The organism is Bacillus sp. NPDC057893 (genome assembly GCF_042796455.1).
In the GTDB taxonomy this organism is placed as follows: domain Bacteria; phylum Bacillota; class Bacilli; order Bacillales; family Bacillaceae_G; genus Bacillus_A.
The window spans coordinates 107,993-126,557 of record NZ_JBHVNG010000007.1 but is presented as its reverse complement, the minus strand read 5'-3'; the positions used below and the strand labels follow the sequence as shown (position 1 = coordinate 126,557).

The 18,565-nt window shown below is 34.1% G+C and carries 17 protein-coding genes and 1 pseudogene; 11 read left to right on the top strand and 7 right to left on the bottom strand.

Annotation, left to right across the window (positions count from 1 at the left end; genetic code table 11):
• The first annotated feature begins 35 nt into the window (after window positions 1-35).
• The 3 genes from ACFVQC_RS24125 (at window position 36) to ACFVQC_RS24115 (ending at window position 3,304) form a co-directional block, all read left to right on the top strand.
• Window positions 36-1,295: a tetratricopeptide repeat protein gene (locus ACFVQC_RS24125; RefSeq protein WP_377890164.1), complete on the top strand. Its 1,260-nt coding sequence runs from the start codon at window positions 36-38 to the stop codon at window positions 1,293-1,295.
• 14 nt (window positions 1,296-1,309) lie between these two features.
• Window positions 1,310-1,438 carry an NprX family peptide pheromone gene (locus tag ACFVQC_RS24120; protein WP_000733136.1) on the top strand — a complete coding sequence of 43 codons (129 nt, stop codon included), beginning with the start codon at window positions 1,310-1,312 and terminating at the stop codon, window positions 1,436-1,438.
• Window positions 1,439-1,603: 165 nt separating this feature from the next.
• A complete protein-coding gene (locus ACFVQC_RS24115) occupies window positions 1,604-3,304 on the top strand; it encodes a M4 family metallopeptidase (RefSeq protein WP_377899444.1) in 1,701 nt (566 codons plus the stop codon).
• A 75-nt stretch (window positions 3,305-3,379) separates the two neighbouring features.
• Here ACFVQC_RS24115 and ACFVQC_RS24110 read toward each other — a convergent pair whose 3' ends face one another.
• Window positions 3,380-3,928, bottom strand: a complete 549-nt coding sequence (locus tag ACFVQC_RS24110) for a TVP38/TMEM64 family protein (RefSeq protein ID WP_131231961.1) — start codon at window positions 3,926-3,928, stop codon at window positions 3,380-3,382.
• A gap of 400 nt (window positions 3,929-4,328) precedes the next feature.
• Between ACFVQC_RS24110 and ACFVQC_RS24105 the strand changes: the two genes are divergently transcribed.
• A complete protein-coding gene (locus ACFVQC_RS24105; protein ID WP_002204496.1) occupies window positions 4,329-4,847 on the top strand; it encodes an RNase A-like domain-containing lipoprotein in 519 nt (172 codons plus the stop codon).
• Window positions 4,848-4,861: 14 nt separating this feature from the next.
• Complete coding sequence (locus ACFVQC_RS24100; protein WP_377890159.1) at window positions 4,862-5,134, top strand: hypothetical protein; 273 nt, start codon at window positions 4,862-4,864, stop codon at window positions 5,132-5,134.
• A 54-nt stretch (window positions 5,135-5,188) separates the two neighbouring features.
• Here the strand turns inward: ACFVQC_RS24100 and ACFVQC_RS24095 are convergent, their stop codons facing one another.
• The 3 genes from ACFVQC_RS24095 to ACFVQC_RS24085 all read right to left on the bottom strand — a co-directional run bounded on the left by ACFVQC_RS24095 (window position 5,189) and on the right by ACFVQC_RS24085 (window position 9,067).
• Window positions 5,189-6,451 carry a VanW family protein gene (locus ACFVQC_RS24095; protein WP_377899443.1) on the bottom strand — a complete coding sequence of 421 codons (1,263 nt, stop codon included), beginning with the start codon at window positions 6,449-6,451 and terminating at the stop codon, window positions 5,189-5,191.
• 234 nt (window positions 6,452-6,685) lie between these two features.
• Window positions 6,686-7,702, bottom strand: a complete 1,017-nt coding sequence (locus ACFVQC_RS24090; RefSeq protein ID WP_377890155.1) for an LCP family glycopolymer transferase — start codon at window positions 7,700-7,702, stop codon at window positions 6,686-6,688.
• 186 nt (window positions 7,703-7,888) lie between these two features.
• A complete protein-coding gene (locus ACFVQC_RS24085) occupies window positions 7,889-9,067 on the bottom strand; it encodes a NupC/NupG family nucleoside CNT transporter (protein ID WP_377899441.1) in 1,179 nt (392 codons plus the stop codon).
• 91 nt (window positions 9,068-9,158) lie between these two features.
• On the opposite strand from ACFVQC_RS24085, the gene gloA2 reads away from it, so the two are divergent.
• From gloA2 to aspA, 3 genes are all read left to right on the top strand, one after another.
• Window positions 9,159-9,545: an SMU1112c/YaeR family gloxylase I-like metalloprotein gene (gloA2, locus tag ACFVQC_RS24080; protein WP_377890152.1), complete on the top strand. Its 387-nt coding sequence runs from the start codon at window positions 9,159-9,161 to the stop codon at window positions 9,543-9,545.
• Window positions 9,546-9,653: 108 nt separating this feature from the next.
• Window positions 9,654-10,952 (top strand): hemolysin family protein, encoded by a 1,299-nt coding sequence (locus ACFVQC_RS24075; protein ID WP_377899440.1) that lies wholly within the window; start codon window positions 9,654-9,656, stop codon window positions 10,950-10,952.
• Window positions 10,953-11,133: 181 nt separating this feature from the next.
• Window positions 11,134-12,567, top strand: coding sequence for an aspartate ammonia-lyase (gene aspA / locus ACFVQC_RS24070; protein WP_377899438.1), 1,434 nt, complete (start codon window positions 11,134-11,136; stop codon window positions 12,565-12,567).
• 43 nt (window positions 12,568-12,610) lie between these two features.
• Here the strand turns inward: aspA and ACFVQC_RS24065 are convergent, their stop codons facing one another.
• The gene (locus ACFVQC_RS24065) at window positions 12,611-14,230 is read right to left on the bottom strand and encodes an L-lactate permease (RefSeq protein ID WP_377899437.1); all 1,620 of its coding nucleotides are present in this window, start codon (window positions 14,228-14,230) and stop codon (window positions 12,611-12,613) included.
• 205 nt (window positions 14,231-14,435) lie between these two features.
• The gene (locus ACFVQC_RS24060) at window positions 14,436-14,843 is read right to left on the bottom strand and encodes a TlpA disulfide reductase family protein (protein WP_377899467.1); all 408 of its coding nucleotides are present in this window, start codon (window positions 14,841-14,843) and stop codon (window positions 14,436-14,438) included.
• A 519-nt stretch (window positions 14,844-15,362) separates the two neighbouring features.
• Between ACFVQC_RS24060 and ACFVQC_RS24055 the strand changes: the two genes are divergently transcribed.
• Both ACFVQC_RS24055 and ACFVQC_RS24050 read left to right on the top strand, forming a co-directional pair.
• The gene (locus tag ACFVQC_RS24055) at window positions 15,363-15,650 is read left to right on the top strand and encodes an ArsR/SmtB family transcription factor (RefSeq protein ID WP_001075217.1); all 288 of its coding nucleotides are present in this window, start codon (window positions 15,363-15,365) and stop codon (window positions 15,648-15,650) included.
• Between the two features lie 207 nt (window positions 15,651-15,857).
• Window positions 15,858-16,037, top strand: a complete 180-nt coding sequence (locus tag ACFVQC_RS24050) for an acid-soluble spore protein H (RefSeq protein WP_377899436.1) — start codon at window positions 15,858-15,860, stop codon at window positions 16,035-16,037.
• Window positions 16,038-16,078: 41 nt separating this feature from the next.
• On the opposite strand, the gene ACFVQC_RS24045 is transcribed toward ACFVQC_RS24050, so the two are convergent.
• Entirely contained in the window at window positions 16,079-17,464 is a 1,386-nt protein-coding gene (locus ACFVQC_RS24045) for a peptide MFS transporter (protein WP_003187347.1), read from the bottom strand.
• A gap of 825 nt (window positions 17,465-18,289) precedes the next feature.
• On the opposite strand from ACFVQC_RS24045, the pseudogene ACFVQC_RS24040 reads away from it, so the two are divergent.
• Window positions 18,290-18,477 (top strand): annotated as a pseudogene (locus tag ACFVQC_RS24040) (iron ABC transporter); the annotation flags it as partial.
• Window positions 18,478-18,565 lie beyond the last annotated feature (88 nt).

The following is an 18,565-nucleotide window of genomic DNA, read 5'->3' as shown; positions in this document are numbered from 1 at the left end:
TAGAGTAATGGGGGTAATGAGAATGGAGGAGGACAATGCAACAAACATTAGAAAAAATAGGCAAGCAAGTTTTTTATAAACGGCTACAGCAAAAAATGACACAAGAAGAATTATGTCAGGGCATTTGTTCTGTCTCATACTTAAGTAAGATCGAAAACGGAAAGATCGAAGCATCAGAAGAAATTCTACAATTGCTCTGCGCAAGACTAGAAATTGCTGTGACGGATTTGAGAGATGTAGAAGAAGATGTGAAGGTGAAGTTGGACGAGTGGTTGAACGCACTAGTTCATTTGGACAAGCAACAAGTAGAGCGCATATACGAAGAGTTGCAAGGTGAAATGAAGCATGTTTTGGATTTTGAAATTATAAATTATTATAAACTGCTGTATACACGTTATTTAATGATGAAGCGGGATCTCCCTGCTGTTGAAGAAGAATTGGACGGATTGAAGAAAGTGTATAAGAAATACTCGCCTTTTCAGAAGATGTTATATACGTATAGTAAGGCATTATTATATTCCGTGCAGTACAAATATACGCAGGCATTAGAATATTTGTTAAAGACGGAATCGATGGCGAAAGAGTTAGGATATTATGAAACAGGAATATATTATAATTTAGCATTGACATATAGTCAGATGGAAATAGACCATATGACATTATACTTTGCTAATGTGGCATTAGAAGGTTTTAAAAGTGAATATAAATTTAGAAATATAATTAATTGTAAGTTTTTAATTGCGTTTAGTTATACTAGAAAAAAACAATATAATGAAGCTATGGAAATCTATAATCATATCATAAGAGAAGCAACTTCTTTTGCTGATAAAGATAATATTCTTTCTATTGCTTTAAATAATATTGGTTATCTGTACTACCGACAAAAAAATTATGCCAAGGCGAAAGAGTATTATATAGAATGCTTAAAATATAAAAAAGAAGAGGATATGAATTATATTGATGCCATGTATGAGCTCTCGTTACAGTGTATTCAATTAGGAGAACTTGAGGAAGCGGCTGAATGGATTGAAAAAGGTATCCTTGCTGCAAGGAAAGATGATAGATACAAAGGGATGTTATATTTATTGTTAAATTTAAGATATAAATATTTTGAAGAAAGAGACCTCTATAAAAAATTTCTAGAAACAGAAGTAGTTCCTTTCTTTAAAACAGAGGAAAATATAAAAGATTTAAAGAAAGTATACTTAGAACTAGCTGAATACTTAGAAGAATGCTCAGATTTTAAAGAAAGTAATCGCTATTATAAATTAGCGATTACTTTATTAGAAGAATAAAGAGGAGGGATAGTATGAAAAAGTTAATTGCAGGAACATTTGTGGTGATGGCAATTGCAGCTGTAGTATTGGATATTCAGTATGCTTGGAAGCCGGATACTCTAGGGCAAGAAGCTAAAACAGTTGAACAAATTAATTTATAAAAAAACCCTTTCCCAACGGAAAGGTTTTTTTTCAATATTTGTTCCTCAAAATTCTACAAAACTTGAGAAAAAAGTTATTTGAATTTTTAGTATATTAATAGTGAAAACATAATGCTAATATGAAATTACTCTTTTTCAAAAATTTTTTATTAGGGGGAAGGTTATATGAAAAGGAAGAGTTTAGCATTAGTTTTAGCGACAGGAATGGCAGTTACAACATTTGGAGGGACAGGCTCTGCGTTTGCGGATTCTAAAAATGTACTCTCTACGAAGAAGTACAATGAGACGGTGCAGTCACCTGAATTTATTTCTGGTGATCTAACTGGAGCGACTGGCAAGAAAGCGGAATCTGTTGTGTTTGATTACTTAAACGCGGCAAAAGGTGATTATAAGCTAGGGGAAAAGAGTGCGCAAGATTCTTTCAAAGTGAAACAAGTGAAGAAAGATGCAGTAACTGATTCAACGGTAGTGCGTATGCAACAAGTTTACGAGGGAGTACCTGTATGGGGGTCTACTCAAGTAGCTCACGTAAGTAAAGATGGTTCTTTAAAAGTACTGTCTGGAACAGTTGCGCCTGATTTAGACAAGAAGGAAAAGTTGAAAAACAAAAATAAGATTGAAGGCGCAAAAGCAATTGAAATCGCGCAACAAGATTTAGGAGTAACACCTAAATATGAGGTGGATCCAAAAGCGGACTTATATGTATATCAAAACGGTGAAGAAACAACATATGCATACGTTGTAAATTTAAACTTCTTAGATCCAAGCCCAGGAAACTACTACTATTTCATTGAGGCAGACAGCGGTAAAGTATTAAATAAATATAATACAATTGATCATGTGACGAATGATGATAAGTCACCTGTTAAACAAGATGCTCCTAAACAGGATGCTAAAGCGGTTGTAAAGCCTGTAACAGGAACGAATAAAGTAGGGACAGGTATTGGAGTGTTAGGAGATACGAAATCGCTTAATACAACGTTATCTGGGTCATCTTACTACTTGCAAGATAATACGCGCGGAGCAACAATTTTCACATATGATGCGAAAAATCGCTCAACATTACCAGGAACATTATGGGCAGATGCAGATAATGTTTTCAATGCAGCGTATGATGCAGCGGCAGTTGATGCTCATTACTATGCAGGTAAAACATATGATTATTATAAAGATACATTTAACAGAAACTCTATTAATGATGCAGGAGCACCATTAAAATCAACTGTTCATTACGGAAGTAAGTATAATAATGCATTCTGGAACGGTTCGCAAATGGTATACGGAGATGGTGATGGTGTAACATTCACTTCATTATCTGGTGGTATTGACGTAATTGGTCACGAATTAACGCATGCGGTTACGGAAAATAGCTCGAATTTAATTTATCAAAATGAATCAGGAGCATTAAATGAAGCAATTTCTGATATTTTTGGTACGTTAGTAGAATTCTATGATAACCGTAACCCAGATTGGGAGATTGGTGAAGATATTTATACACCTGGTAAAGCAGGAGATGCACTGCGTTCTATGAGTGATCCAACGAAATATGGTGATCCAGACCATTATTCTAAGCGTTACACTGGTTCAAGTGATAACGGTGGAGTTCATACAAACAGTGGCATTATTAACAAACAAGCTTATTTGTTAGCAAATGGTGGTACGCATTCTGGTGTGACTGTAGCTGGTATTGGTAAAGATAAATTAGGTGCGATTTACTACCGTGCAAATACACAGTATTTCACGCAATCTACTACATTTAGTCAAGCTCGTGCTGGCGCAGTACAAGCTGCTGCTGATTTATATGGTGCGAGTTCTGCTGAAGTAACAGCAGTTAAGCAATCATTTAGTGCTGTTGGTGTAAACTAAGATATTTCTATTCGTAAGAGGTATATATTAATAGAATATACTTCAAAAAATAAAGAAGGAGCCTATGCTCCTTCTTTATTTTTTTCTCCATTTTTTCCACAAATAAAATAATCCAACGCAACCCGCGATTGTTACAATCCACTTCGCTTCATTTGTTCCATTTATGACATGATATGCAGAATATACTTCAATCAATAAGGCCGGTATTTTCCCTATTGTGCTGGCAATACTGAAAGAGAGTAATGACATTTTGCCAAGAGCTGCAAATAAAGTAACGATACTGGACGGAATGAAAGGAATAAAACGAAAAGATAGGACTAGTAGAAATGCCTCTCTGCCTTCTACGTAAAGAAGGCGTTCTACCTTTGGATACTTATTTACTTTATCGAGAGTGAACTTCTGAAGGCCTATACGATAAATATAAAACGAGATAATAGCCCCTAATGCCTCACCTGCAATCGAAATGATTGTGCCATTTGTTACACCGAAGAGCTGTATATTAATGGCGGTCAAAAAAATACTAGGGATAAAACCTAAAAGACTGATGATGATGTTGATTAAGATACTAAGTGGAATTGCGATTGAATAATAGTCTGTTAAGAAGTTTTGAATTGTTTCAGCCATCGTATAAAATCCTTTATCTTTTTTTGCATTACACCATATTTCCATTGTATAGGCAAGTGTAAATTCACATAATGTAGAAAACAGTTGATAGAAAGGTACTTGTATACCTTATATAGGTATTGGGTATATAAAACTAGGGGTATATTTAGTTCGTTTAAAGAATACTCCATAAATACTATATTCAAAGGGTTTTTGGAGTATTATGATTGGTGTTTTTATCCGGGAAATAATTTAAAAAACACGGGGGTATATTTTAAGGTGGGCGAAAAACAGTGATTTGATGAAAGTGGATTGGAAAATATAGCGAAATGAATGAGGGATTTTAAAATTGTATCCATTTTTTCTTTGTGAAATTGACTTTTAGTGGAGTTACGATAATAATCATGGAAGAGGTGATACGATGAAACGATTAAGTAGTCTTTTCTTGAGTAGTTTATTGGCACTAATGCTGATTTTAAGTGGATGTGCAGGAAAAGAACAAAAAACAGAAAAACCAAAAGAGGATCATTCTACATCAGTAGAAAAAATTAGTGACAATATTTTAGATGAAATGGAAGGGCCACCTAAAAATGGTCATACGATTGAAAGGCATGTAGGCAAATCAGAAGAGGATTTGAAGAATCGTTTGAAGACAGATAAAGTTTCAGCGGCAAGTACATACTATGATAAGGAAACAGCGACAAAGGCTGTGAAAGATAGTTTAAAACAACATGATAAAGAAATTCAGGACTGGTTGAAAAACTCTAAAGAGGCTCGTCTTGTATTGAATACAACTCATTCATTTCCAGTTGGAAAAACGGTAATAAAGAAAAATATGAATGTAAAAGACAAACTAGTAAAGACTGTTACTGTTTTAGCGAGAGATAAATCAGGAGATCTAGGATTTAAGATTATTACTTCTTATCCATCAGATAAATAAAGGGGGGAGTATATATGTATCCAACATTACAATACTTTCTTAAATCGTACTGTACGTTAAGTATTCATGAGGATGAAATAGTAAGCGTGATGGAAGAGTTTATAGAGCAAGAAGACGAAGAAATTGTTTTGAAATTACGCGATGAATTAGTAAATATGAAGAAAAAGAACGCGTGGGAAGAAGTGTGCGTATTAGCTGCGAAGCAAGGGAATCGTATGTGGTCTTTAGAAGAAACGAAGGACCATCTTGAAACTTTTTTACTATTATTGCAAAAGAAAAAGGCGTGAGTAAATCACGCCTTTTTGTATACGCTTTTTGAAATTTGTCCGTTTGATATTATCTCATTGTTTTGGGGCACTTTTATATACGCTTTTTGAAATTTGTCCATTTGATATTACTTCACCGTTTTGTGTTACTTTTTTATACGTAACCGCTGTTATTTTATCACCAGTATTACTAATTACTTGAGAAGAAACTTCAACATTTTTACCAGTATTCGTACCGAAAATACGTGTAGTAATACTGCCGCCATTTGAAAATGCTTGAATGTAAATATGCTTACCTGTATTGTTTTTAAATTGTAAATCCGGACCATAATCTGCCACTGCTGCATCTTGCCCAAGTGGTAAATAATTTACGGGCATAGAATGATTGCTTCGAGAAACAATTCCTAAATCTGCCCTTAAAGCTGCGCTATATAAAGTACTACTTACTTGGCAAACGCCTCCGCCTGCACTTTGTATAACTTTACCTTGTGAATATACTGCTGCGGATTTATAACCATGTGCAGCATCAGTTACGCCAACACGGCCATTAAAACTAAACGTTTCATCAGGTGCTACAATAACTCCACTTAAAGTAGTAGCTGACTTATTTACGTTATAGGACTGATTTCCATTACGGCCAGCCATTGGGGTAGAGTATTCAGCAATCACTTCTTTAATCCCCATTTGTTGTATATCTTCTGTAGAACGTTCAGGTTTTATTGGTGTAACTGGTAATGCCACATCGGATGTGCCAGAAGTAATAGCTTGATTCGTTAAAGCGGTTAATTGTCCTTTATCAATTTTTTCCCCATTTTGACTTTGGCTAATATTCACTGTAGGGCCTTCAACACTTAATTCGGCGTTGACAGGATTTTTTAATGTGTCATTATATTTATCCTTTATAAAGGTTTCATAAGTTGTTGTATTTAATTGTGGTGTTAATTTATAGTCACGTTTTACTTCACCGTTTTCAGCTTGCTTACGCATGTTGTAACGATTCATTACGTTTCCTTCTTGTTCTTTAAAGATATTGTTGACAATATCCTTCTCTTTATAATCTACTCCTAAATCTTTCCATGTGTAATTTTGTTTATCATTTTGGAATACGTAGTTAAGAGATTTTTGATTTAATTCATTCACCTTTTGATTAACAATGGTTTGAATATCTGCTTTATTTTTTCCCTCAAGAGAAATACCTTCAAATGTAGTGTTTGGTAGTGCAGTTGTATTTAGTTGATTATTTAATTTGGATACATATTGATATCCACCAATACCACCAACACAAAGTAATATGCCACCAGCAATAGCGGAACCAATCAGTATTTTGCTTAGCTTCATTTATTTCCCCCCAGAAAAATTTGTATAAATATATGTATTACATTTTTTGTATAAAAATGATGAAAATAACATTATGTACGTACTAGTATACTATTATTTTCACTATACGTGTAATGTTTTCATAAAAAATGTTACACTGTTGTAATAATTGTCTCTTTTTGTCACAATATGCATGAGAAATATGTTGAAAATTATAATAAAAAGGCTGCTTAGAAAAATCTAGCAGCCTTTTTATTATAATTTTTTATGCTCATTTTTATTCGTAACACCGAGATGTTCTTGAAGTGTTGTCGAGATATCATTAACACTTTTTTCGTTTGGAACGTAATAATAAATACCACCTATATATTTATCAGTACCTTCCACTTGCAATTTATCCATTTTTAAATTTGAATTCATTGAATTTTTTGCAATAGTCATCATATCATCAAAAGTTAAATTTGTTTTTAAGTCTGTATCGACAGCATCTAATAGGCTTCCGATTTTATTAATGGAATTGAGAGATAGTGCTTTTTCAGCAATAGCTTCTAAAACAAGTTGTTGTCGTTGACCGCGCATATAATCACTGTCAATATGGCGAGTTCTAGCTAGTGCAAGTGCTTCTTCTCCATTTAAATGTTGACGCCCTTTTTTTAGGTGAATCGCATCTGCTTCGTCGCTACTATTTTGTTCTGTGAACTCAACTGGAACGTCGACAGTTATACCACCTAGAGAATCAACGATCTTGATAAAGGATTTGAAATTAAATTTTACATAGTAATCAACTGGGACATCTAAAAAGTTTTCTACTGTATCAATTGTGCTGTCTACACCACCAAATACGTGTGCATGTGTAATTTTATCATATTTATCACGTGATTTAATGTAGACGCGTGAATCACGTGGAATGCTGACTAGTTTAACAGATTTATCATTTTTATTAATTGTTGCAAGTAATAATGCATCTGTACGAGTCGCTTTTCCGTAACCTTTTTCTCTGATATCACTTTCATCAACACCCATAATCAGGACAGAAATATTGTCAGTCATAGGTTTAACAGCTTTTTCACGCTTGCTGGATTTATCTCCTCGGCCGAGTTCAGAATAGGCGTTGCTTAAGACGGATTTTGCTTTACTGTATATATGGAAGGAATAGCCTCCTGCTCCCATTGCTACAATAAGTAAGGGGATAAGAATGAACCAAAGTAGGCGCTTTTTCTTGGAACGTCCTTTTTTGGCTCGAGTTTCGTTGTTAATGTCGGATGTCATCATTTTTTCTCCTTTAAAACAATCAAAGTGTATACATCTAGAAGCGTATTAAAACACATAAAAAATATTGTACGCTAAATAAAAGGTATTGTACATGTATAAAAAATAGATGTCTTGATTATTTATAAGACATCTATTCGTTATTGTATACAAAAGACAGGGATAAGAAAATGATAAAATTTTTCCTAATTAAAGCATAATACTTACAATAATTGCAGATAAAATGCTAACAAGAGTAGCGCCATATAGTAATTTTAGGCCGAAGCGGGCAACAACATTTCCTTGTTCTTCGTTTAACCCTTTTACCGCACCGGAAATAATTCCAATGGAAGAAAAGTTGGCAAAAGAAACGAGGAAGACAGAAATAATACCAACTGTACGGATAGAAAGAGTGCTGGAAATTTTACTAAGATCCATCATTGCTACAAATTCATTTGTTACAAGCTTCGTTGCCATAATGCTACCAGCTGCGACAATTTCAGAACTTGGTACACCGATAAGAAATGCAATAGGAGCAAATACGTAGCCGATTAATTGCTGAAAAGTAATGCCGAATATAATGAGGAATAGGTCATTAATGCAGCTAATTAATGCTACGAATCCGATGAGCATAGCACCGACGACAATGGCTACCCGGAAACCATCAAGAATATATTCGCCAAGCATTTCAAAGAAACTTTGCTTTTCACCTTTTATTTCCAAAATATCTTCTTCATCTTTAACGTCGTAAGGGTTAATGATGAGTACGATAATAAAACCGCTAAATAAATTGAGAACGAGTGCGGTTACTACATATTTAGGTTCAATCATCGTCATATAGGCACCTACGATAGACATAGATACTGTTGACATGGCTGATGCACAAAGTGTATAAAGACGGTGTTTTGGAATTTGAGCTAATTGCTTTTTTACCGTAATAAAAACTTCTGATTGGCCGACAATAGCGGAAGCGATGGCATTGTAAGATTCTAATTTCCCAAGACCATTTATCTTGCTAAGAAAGAAACCAATCCAATGAATAAAAAATGGTAGTATTTTGAAATGTTGTAATATACCAATTAAGACGGAAATAAAGACAATCGGTAATAATACAGTAAGGAAAAATGACATTTCCCCTTTATTTGCAAGACCGCCAAATACAAAGTTTATACCACTGGCAGCATATTCAAGTAGCCTCGTAAACAGGTTGGAAATTATCGTAATAAGTATGAGGCCAACTTCTGTATTTAATAATAAATAGGTTAAAATTACCTGTATAATAAGCATGATGAAAATTGGTTTGAATTTAATGTGTTTTTTATTGTTGCTAGCAATGTAGGCAAGGAAAAAAACAACGATAAGTCCAACGAAAAAAGTGATAAATTTCATAATAAGCCCCCTAAAAGAGATATTCTGATATATATGTTTTTCATTTAAAGTGAGAATATGCATGTTTGGTAAAGAGAGGAATAGAGGAATCATGAATATATGTAGAATACATCACGTTGCAATTATTTGTTCAAATTATGAAGTGTCAAAGGATTTTTATACACGAATATTAGGTTTCAAAGTGAAGAATGAAGTATATAGAAAGGAACGAAATTCGTATAAGTTAGATTTATGTGTAGGAGGAGAGTATCAAATTGAATTATTTTCATTTCCAAGTCCGCCTGACCGCGCAAGCTTTCCAGAGGCTGCTGGACTTAGACATTTAGCTTTTGCGGTTACTGATATAGAAGATGCTGTTAAACATTTAAAACGATGCGATGTTGAGACGGAATTGATACGTGTCGATGAGATAACGGGAAAAAAATTCGTCTTTTTCCAAGACCCTGACGGTTTACCTTTAGAATTGTATGAGGTTTGAAAATTGGTGAATTTTATATAGGGTTGCTTTCTAATAATTGAAGAAACTAAAGTGAAACTTCTTTTTAAAAGGAGGTGTAACTTTAGCTAAGAAAGCTAAAGGACATATGTGGATATTTTAAAATTATTGATGGTAGCCATTCTTATTGCATTAACAGCTTTTTTTGTGGCTGTTGAGTTTGCAATTATTAAGGTGCGTAGCAGTCGCATTGATCAACTCGTTAGTGAAAAAAGACGAGGTGCATTGGCTGCTAAAAAAGTAACTGCAAATTTAGATGAGTATTTATCAGCATGTCAGCTAGGTATTACGATTACTGCTTTAGGGCTTGGGTGGTTAGGAGAGCCGACTATAAAACATTTACTCGAGCCATTGTTCTTAAAATTACAATTATCTCCTGCCATTGCTAGTACAATTTCATTTATTATTGCCTTTGCAGTGATTACATTTTTACATGTTGTCATTGGGGAACTTGCTCCAAAGACATTGGCTATACAAAGGTCAGAGCAAGTTAGCTTATTATTATCAAAGCCCCTTATTTATTTTTACCGAGTTATGTACCCATTTATTTGGGCTTTAAATGGCTCTGCACGATTTGTGACAGGCTTATTTGGTTTACATCCTGCTTCTGAACATGAAGTTGCGCATTCAGAGGAGGAACTAAGATTAATCTTGTCTGAGAGTTATGAGAGTGGCGAGATTAATCAAACTGAATTTAAATATGTAAATAACATCTTTGAATTTGATAACAGGGTAGCAAAGGAAATTATGGTACCTCGTACTGAAGTTGTTGGCTTATATGAAGATGAGCCGTTTGAGACACATATTAAAGTAATCGCACAAGAAAAATATACGAGATATCCAGTATTTGGTGAAGATAAAGATGAAATTATTGGGATGGTTAATGTAAAGGACCTATTTATTCGTTATATGGATGGTAATCGAGATGAAGAGTGTTCGATTACACCATATACACGTCCAGTTATTGAAGTGTTAGAAAATATCCCAATCCATGATTTACTATTGCAAATGCAAAGAAGGCGTATTCCATTAGCTGTATTATATGATGAATATGGTGGCACAGCAGGCATTGTCACGCTAGAAGATATTTTAGAAGAAATTGTTGGAGAAATTCGAGATGAATACGATGAAGATGAACACCCGCCTATCGAACACATAAGTGAAGGATGTAAAATTGTAGAGGGAAAAGTGCTTATTAGCGAAGTAAATGATTTATTTGGCATACATTTGGTCGCTGATGATGTTGATACAATTGGTGGTTGGATTATGGTACAAAAGCAAATCGTTGCTGAGGGGGATATTATTGAGAAACACGGCTTTTCTTTTAAAGTTCTTGAAAAGGATATGCATCAAATTAAGCGAGTTGAAATAAAGAAAGTAGAAGAATGAATGGATTTTCTATTATATAAACTTTAATAAAAAGTATATATAGAAAAATAAATGTTTGCGCTTTCAAAAAAGGTACTATATAGTGAAGGTGGATAATGAAGAATTCTTTGAATGATACTCGTATTTTATAGGGCGAATTCTTTAGACAAGGATTTAGAATGAAAAGTATAGGTGATGAAAAATGATAGCAACGAAGGATATACGTATAGAAAAAGATTTTTTAGGTGAAAAGGAAGTACCGAGTGTAGCTTATTATGGTGTACAAACATTACGTGCCGTAGAAAACTTTCCGATTACAGGATATCGCATTCATCCGTCACTCATTACGGCAATGGCAATTGTAAAAAAAGCGGCAGCGCTTGCGAATATAGATACAGGTTACTTAGCTAAAGATATCGGACAAGAAATTGCAGAAGCTGCACAAGAGATTGTAGATGGAAAGTTCCATGATCAATTCATTGTAGACCCAATTCAGGGCGGGGCAGGTACTTCAATTAATATGAATACTAATGAAGTGATTGCTAATAGAGCGTTAGAACGTATGGGATACGAAAAAGGTGAATATGCGAAAATTAGTCCAAACACTCATGTGAACATGGCCCAATCAACAAATGATGCGTTCCCAACTGGGATTCATATTGCAACTCTTATGATGCTGGAAGAACTTCTTGTTACAATGGAAGAACTTCACTCTGCTTTTCATGATAAAGCAAAAGAATTTGATCACGTTATTAAAATGGGGCGTACACATTTGCAAGATGCAGTTCCAATTCGCCTTGGACAAGAATTTGAAGCATATAGCAGAGTACTAGAGCGTGATATAAAAAGAATTAAACAGTCTCGTCAACATTTATACGAAGTTAATATGGGTGCGACAGCTGTCGGTACGGGATTAAATGCAAACCCTACTTATATAGAACAAGTTGTGGAGCATTTACGAACTTTTAGTGGTTTCCCTCTTGTTGGTGCAGAGCACTTAGTTGATGCGACGCAAAACACAGATGCGTATACAGAAGTATCTGCAGCACTAAAAGTATGTATGATGAATATGTCTAAAATTGCAAATGACCTTCGTATTATGGCGTCTGGTCCACGTGTTGGGTTGGCGGAAATTCAATTACCAGCTCGTCAACCAGGTTCATCTATTATGCCGGGTAAAGTAAATCCAGTTATGGCAGAAGTAATTAACCAAGTTGCTTTCCAAGTAATTGGAAATGACCATACAATTTGCTTAGCGTCAGAAGCTGGACAATTAGAGTTAAATGTAATGGAGCCGGTATTAGTATTTAATTTAATTCAATCCATCAGTATTATGAACAATGGATTCCGTGTATTCCGTGAATATTGTATTAAAGGAATTACAGCGAATGAAGAGTTGCTTAAGCAATATGTTGAAAAAAGTGTTGGAGTTATTACAGCGGTGAACCCTCATATTGGTTATGAAGCAGCTTCTCGCATTGCACGTGAAGCAATTGCGACAGGAAAATCTGTTAGGGAGCTATGTTTAGAACATGGTGTACTGACAGCAGAAGAGCTTGATATTATTTTGGATCCATACGAAATGACGCATCCTGAAATTGCTGGTGCATCTTTATTAAAAAATAAAAAAGTATAAAATAAAACACCGATCCCCCTTATATAGGGATCGGTGTTTTATTTTAAAAGATATTAAATACAGAGTTAAGTTGAAGTAAGCTAATAATAGCTAAGAAGATTAAACTATATTTCATCACTGTTTTAAATAAGGCAGATTCTTGACCAACTAGTCCAACTGCTGCACAAGCAACTGCTACAGATTGTGGTGAAACCATTTTTGCGATTGTACCACCAACTACGTTTAATGAAACGAGAGTAGATGGAACGAGGTTTAACTGATCGGCAGTTACTGCTTGAAGTGGTGCGAATAATGAACCACTTGATACGACTGAACCTGTAATGAATACGCCAATCCATCCTAAAATTGGAGAAAGAACTGGGAATGCATTTCCTGTAGAAGAGAATGCAAGTCCAAGTGTAGATGACATACCAGAGTAGTTCTCTACGTAAGCTAAAGCGATAACGCTACAAATTGTATATACTGGAACTTTTAATTCTTTTATTGTTTCGATCATTAATTCTTTAATCATTTTGCCGTTTACGCGGTAGACGATAAGTGAAACGATAATTGCTAATACAATCGCAGTAGTTGTAGAAGAGAATACATCTAGTTTGAAAATAGCTGCGAAAGGTGTATCAGCCTTTGTAATTGGTGCAGTTTTCATAACCGCATTATGAAGACCAGGGAATTGAATGTTAAATACTAAGTTTGCCAATGGACCATCCGGAGCAAATAAAGCTTTAATTGGTTTTAAATTAAAGATTGTTACAAATACAGTTAAGAATACGAATGGAGACCAAGCATATAAAATTTGATTGAATGTATGAGATTCTTTTTCTTCTTGTTTTTCTTCTTTAGCAGAAGATTTTGGTTGCCACACACGTAAGAATAATGCAAGAGAGACCATACTTACAACGGCTGCGAAAATATTAGTAAGTTCTGCACCTAAGAAATAAGTTACAAGGAATTGAGTAATTGCGAAAGAAACACCACTTACAAGAATACCTTGCCAAGTTTCTTTAATACCTTTAATTCCATCGACCATTGAAACAAGTAAGAAAGGTAAAACAATGCTAATGAATGGTAAAATATAAACAGTTTGACGACCGACAGTTAATGCATCAATTTGAGTTAATTGTGCAGGTACTGTAACTGGAATACCCATAGCACCCATAGCACCACCAGCGATATTAGCTACTAAGCAAATACCTGCTGCTTTTAATGGATTAAAGCCCATACCTACAAGTAATGCTGCTGTAATAGCAACTGGAACACCGAAACCAGCTGCGCCTTCTAAGAAAGCACCGAAAGAATAAGCAATTAATAATACTTGTAAACGTTGATCATTTGTAATGCTTGAAATACTATCACGAATGACATTGAATTGTTCTGTTTTAACAGTTAATTTATAAAGGAAAATAGCTGCGATAACAATAGTACAAATTGGATAAAATCCAGATAAAACACCAAATCCGGCAGATGCTACGGCCATAGTTGCTGGCATTTTATAAACAAATATTGCAAGAATAATAGCTACAATTACACTATAGAGACCAGCGATATAACCTTTCATTTTGAATCCCACTAAACAAATAATGAAGCAAAAAATTGGGAGTGCAGCGATTAGTGCAGATAACCAAATGTTGTTTAACGGGTCATAAATTTGTGTCCAAGTACTCATAATGATGACAACTCCTATCTATTTATATGTGAAGAAATTCACATTATTTGTGAAACTATTCACAAACAACTTACATGCTTAGTATATTCTCCTTCAACACTATTGTCAACGTAAAAAAGTATAATTATTCCATAATAGTGTTAAAAGTAACATGTTGTTCATAAAGTAGACAAAAAAACGTACTCTAATAGATTTGAGTACGTTTTTATAAAGTATTGATGTATTCTTTCAGCTTTTCATATGTCATTGGTCCTATATGTTTATATTGAATGACACCGTTTGTATCAAGGATAAAAGATGTTGGAATACTTATGATTTGATATGCGGAATTTGCTTGTCCTTTCTGATCTAATAGGACGGGGAAGGTGTATTTGTTTTCTTCAAGAAATTGTTTTACATTGTTCGGGTCTTTTTCAGTAGCTGTTGCATTTACAGCGACAATTTCAATCCCTTTATCCTTTGTATCATGATAAAACTTTTCCATATCAGGCATTTCTGTTTTGCATGGACCACACCAGCTTGCCCAAAAGTTCAATATTACTTTTTTTCCTCTATAGTCTGTAAGGTGAACTTCTTGACCCTTTATTGTTTCTAGAAGGAAATTAGGGGCGATATTACCAATTTCAGTTCCAATTGGAATGTTTGATTCTGAATTTATATCTTCTTTTTTGTCTAATAGGAAATTATGGATAATAGTCCAGCCAATTGTAATATTAATGAAAACAACAATAAACCATTTTTTAATATGACATCCTCCTCTTTATTTAAATTTCCTTTTTATCGTAACAAAGTGGTTAAATATGGTCAAATTACTTTACGATAGGTTATCAATTATGGACGGTATTTTACAATATCATTACTGTACATTTCAGTAAGGTGAAAATATAACAAAAAGGCTGATAAATCAACATTTGTAAGCAAAGTATTACTATCCCTTTGTTTTGCTTTTTCTTTATAGCATATAGTATAATATTCAAAATCAGCAGGGATTTTTTCCTGAACTGTGTGCTGATAAAAGGAGGAAAAATTTTTCAGCATTATAGGTTGATAAAGTTATGTCGTAACAGGAAATATAAGAACAGATATATAAATAAATAATAAAGAAAATAAAAACGAAAATGAGGGAAACTTTATGAACCAAAACCAATTTGACTGTCGTATTTCAGAAGAAGACGTACAGATGTTAAGAGCATTAGCTCATCCACTTCGTCTACGTCTAGTAATGGAACTAATGCAGCGTGGAACATGTAATGTAACACAATTACAAGAGGTATTAGAAATTCCGCAATCAACTGTTTCGCAGCATTTAACGAAATTAAAGCAAAATAAAGTAGTACGCTTTGAGAGACGCGGGTTAGAAGTGTATTATCAAATTCATAACGATAAAGTAAGTGAAGTAGTAAAAACATTATTTTCTTAATTTTTGAATATTATGGAAAGAAGACGTGTGAAATATACGTCTTTTTTTATTTGGAAAGGGTCTAATAATAGGAAGATTTGAGAGCATATATATTAGCGCGTTAGAAAGAAACAAACTATCGGTTGAAGTGCTAAATTGACGGAATATATTCTGAAGGGATATGAAAAGATAGAAAGGAGTGTTGTAAGCCAAAGGAGGAATAATATAATGGATGTAAAACGTGTGAAACAGATATTATCTTCTTCAAGTAGAATTGATGTTACATATGAGGGAGTCCCCGTATGGATTGAGAGCTGTGATGAGCAGAAGGGGAGTGCTCAAGTGTATGACGTATCCAGTCCAGGAGAGAGCGTTCATGTGGACGTGACAGCTTTAGAGGAGAAGTAATAAAAAAGACGCTTCTAATTTTAGAAGCGTCTTTTTGTGTGTTATTCCATCATACTTGCAACTTTTTTAGAGAAGAGAAGAAGTACAAAGCCTAAGATGATAACGATAATACCGATACTTGCAAATACTTCAAGGTATCCTAATGATTGTGTAAAGGAAGCAAGTTTACCTGCTAACCAGTTAGCCATACCCGTACCAGCTAACCATACCCCCATTAGTAATGATGCTAATTTTACAGGAGCGATTGCACTTACCATTGATAGACCGATTGGTGATAAGAATAGCTCACCAATTGTATGGAAGAGATAAGTGATAACGATGAATAATAAATTCGCTTTTACAGTTATATCTGCTTCACTACTTCCAGTTTTTAGAACTGCTAATGTTAAAACAAGATAACCTATACCTAGTAAAATCATACCAAATGCCATTTTTGTTGGCACTTTTAAATCACCGCGTTTTGTTTTAGAAAGTTTTAACCATAGCATAGATACAAATGGTGCAAGTAGTACGATGAATGCTGGGTTAACGGATTGGAACCAAGATGTTGGCACTTCCCAACCGAAAATTGTACGATCAACAAATTTATTTGTATAAAGTGTTAGAGAACTACCAGCTTGTTCAAATCCTGCCCAGAAGAATACTACGAAACAAGTTAAAATTACAATTGCCCAAGTACGATTTTTCTCTTGTTTTGTTAAAGGTTTCTTTTCGACTACAGGCTGATTTTTTGATCTTTTACCGACAACTGTTGTTCCTGCTTTACCAAGGTAACGAGGAGCTAATAAGTTGAAAACAATTTGTCCAATAATCATACCGATACAAGCTGCTAAGAATCCGTATTTATATCCCATAACAATAACGCCATTAGCGCTTGTTTTAAAGAAATCTTCTGCTAAAAATCCACAAATAAGTGGAGCGAAGAAAGCACCTACGTTAATACCCATATAGAAGATAGTAAATGCACTGTCACGACGTGAATCATTTTCACCATACAATTCACCTAACAGTGTAGAAATATTTGGTTTGAAGAATCCATTACCAATAACTAATAGTATTAATCCAAGGAATAGTCCTGTTTTTGTATTCATTGAGAATAGTACAAAGTTGCCGATTGCCATAATAATTCCGCCGAGAGTAATGGCATGACGTCTTGTAATATAATGATCCGTTAGCCATCCGCCTATAATTGGCATGAAATATACTGCCGCTGTAAAAGTACCATATAATTGCACTGCGACTGCCTTATCAAATCCTAACCCGCCACTAACAGCAGCAGTTGTTAAATAAAGAACTAAAAGGCCGCGCATTCCGTAATAACTAAATCTTTCCCACATTTCTGTTAAGAACAACAAATATAATCCTGGTGGATGTTTTTTTGGTGATTGTTGTTCTCCAGCTTTGTCTAATTTTAAAGCTGTATCCATTTTTGTTTCCCCCTAATCCTGTATAACGGATATTTATGTAATTATTTTAATTCACAAAATATTTAGAAGTCAATAGAATTATATGGAAATAGTAAGGAAATTTCTGAAAAAATCTATTTTTCTTCAACCGTTATTGTATTTTTCCCTGAAAACAAGATAATAAGCGTTTTCAAATGTAGTAATTGAATTCTAAAAGAAAGTAAAATAGTGACAAATCAGAAAATTTAGATTAGAATATTTATTCTGATATAGAGAAAATAAACTATATTTACTTTTACAATATAACATATCGGTAATAAAAATACAAAATGAAATAATGTGACACTTCAGTGAAATGAAAAAACCAGCTCCATAAAAGAGGGAGCTGGTTAGAATAAAATTATTTAACAAAGCGTTTTTCAATATCATCTAGTAGTAAGTTAGCGGCCATTACACCACCAGCTGTATTCCAAATAATGTCGTCAACTTTTTAATCTCTTCTTTTGTCTTTCCTTCATTCATTGTTACTTCACCTTCCATAGGCACTTAGAAGGAGGGGGAATACAAATACTGTAAACGATTCCTTTTGCATGAAATTTATCCCGCCATTTGTGGGATAAATTTCGATTTGCGCGGGCTAATAATCAGTGCAGGATGAACAATTTAAACTTTTACTTTATTATGCCACTCCTCCCACGTTGAGGATATTTGTTCAATTGAGAGTGTGATAGTAAAGCTTTAACGATTAATTTAATAGGAATAAATGAAAGTAATTCTCATTATCATTGACAATGAGAATTAGGTTGAAATACACTAAAAACGTATCATTATCTTGAAAGAAAAGCGCTGCATGTTATAAAAAATGAAGCAAAATGGATTGGTTTATTTTTTGAATCATTGCAGTTTTTATTTGTATTTTTATAAGTATTATTTTCGTGTATATTAATATGAATTGAAAATAAGCTTTAGATGTATTTTTTCATTTTAATGATTCTAATGAACAGATTATTATTCAAAAGGTGCGTCTGCTAAGACGTTAATTATGGATGTAGATTGGGTACTTGCCGTATACATTCTGTACTCCGCTCCAAATTCCAGCAGGGATATTTACATCAGCAATTG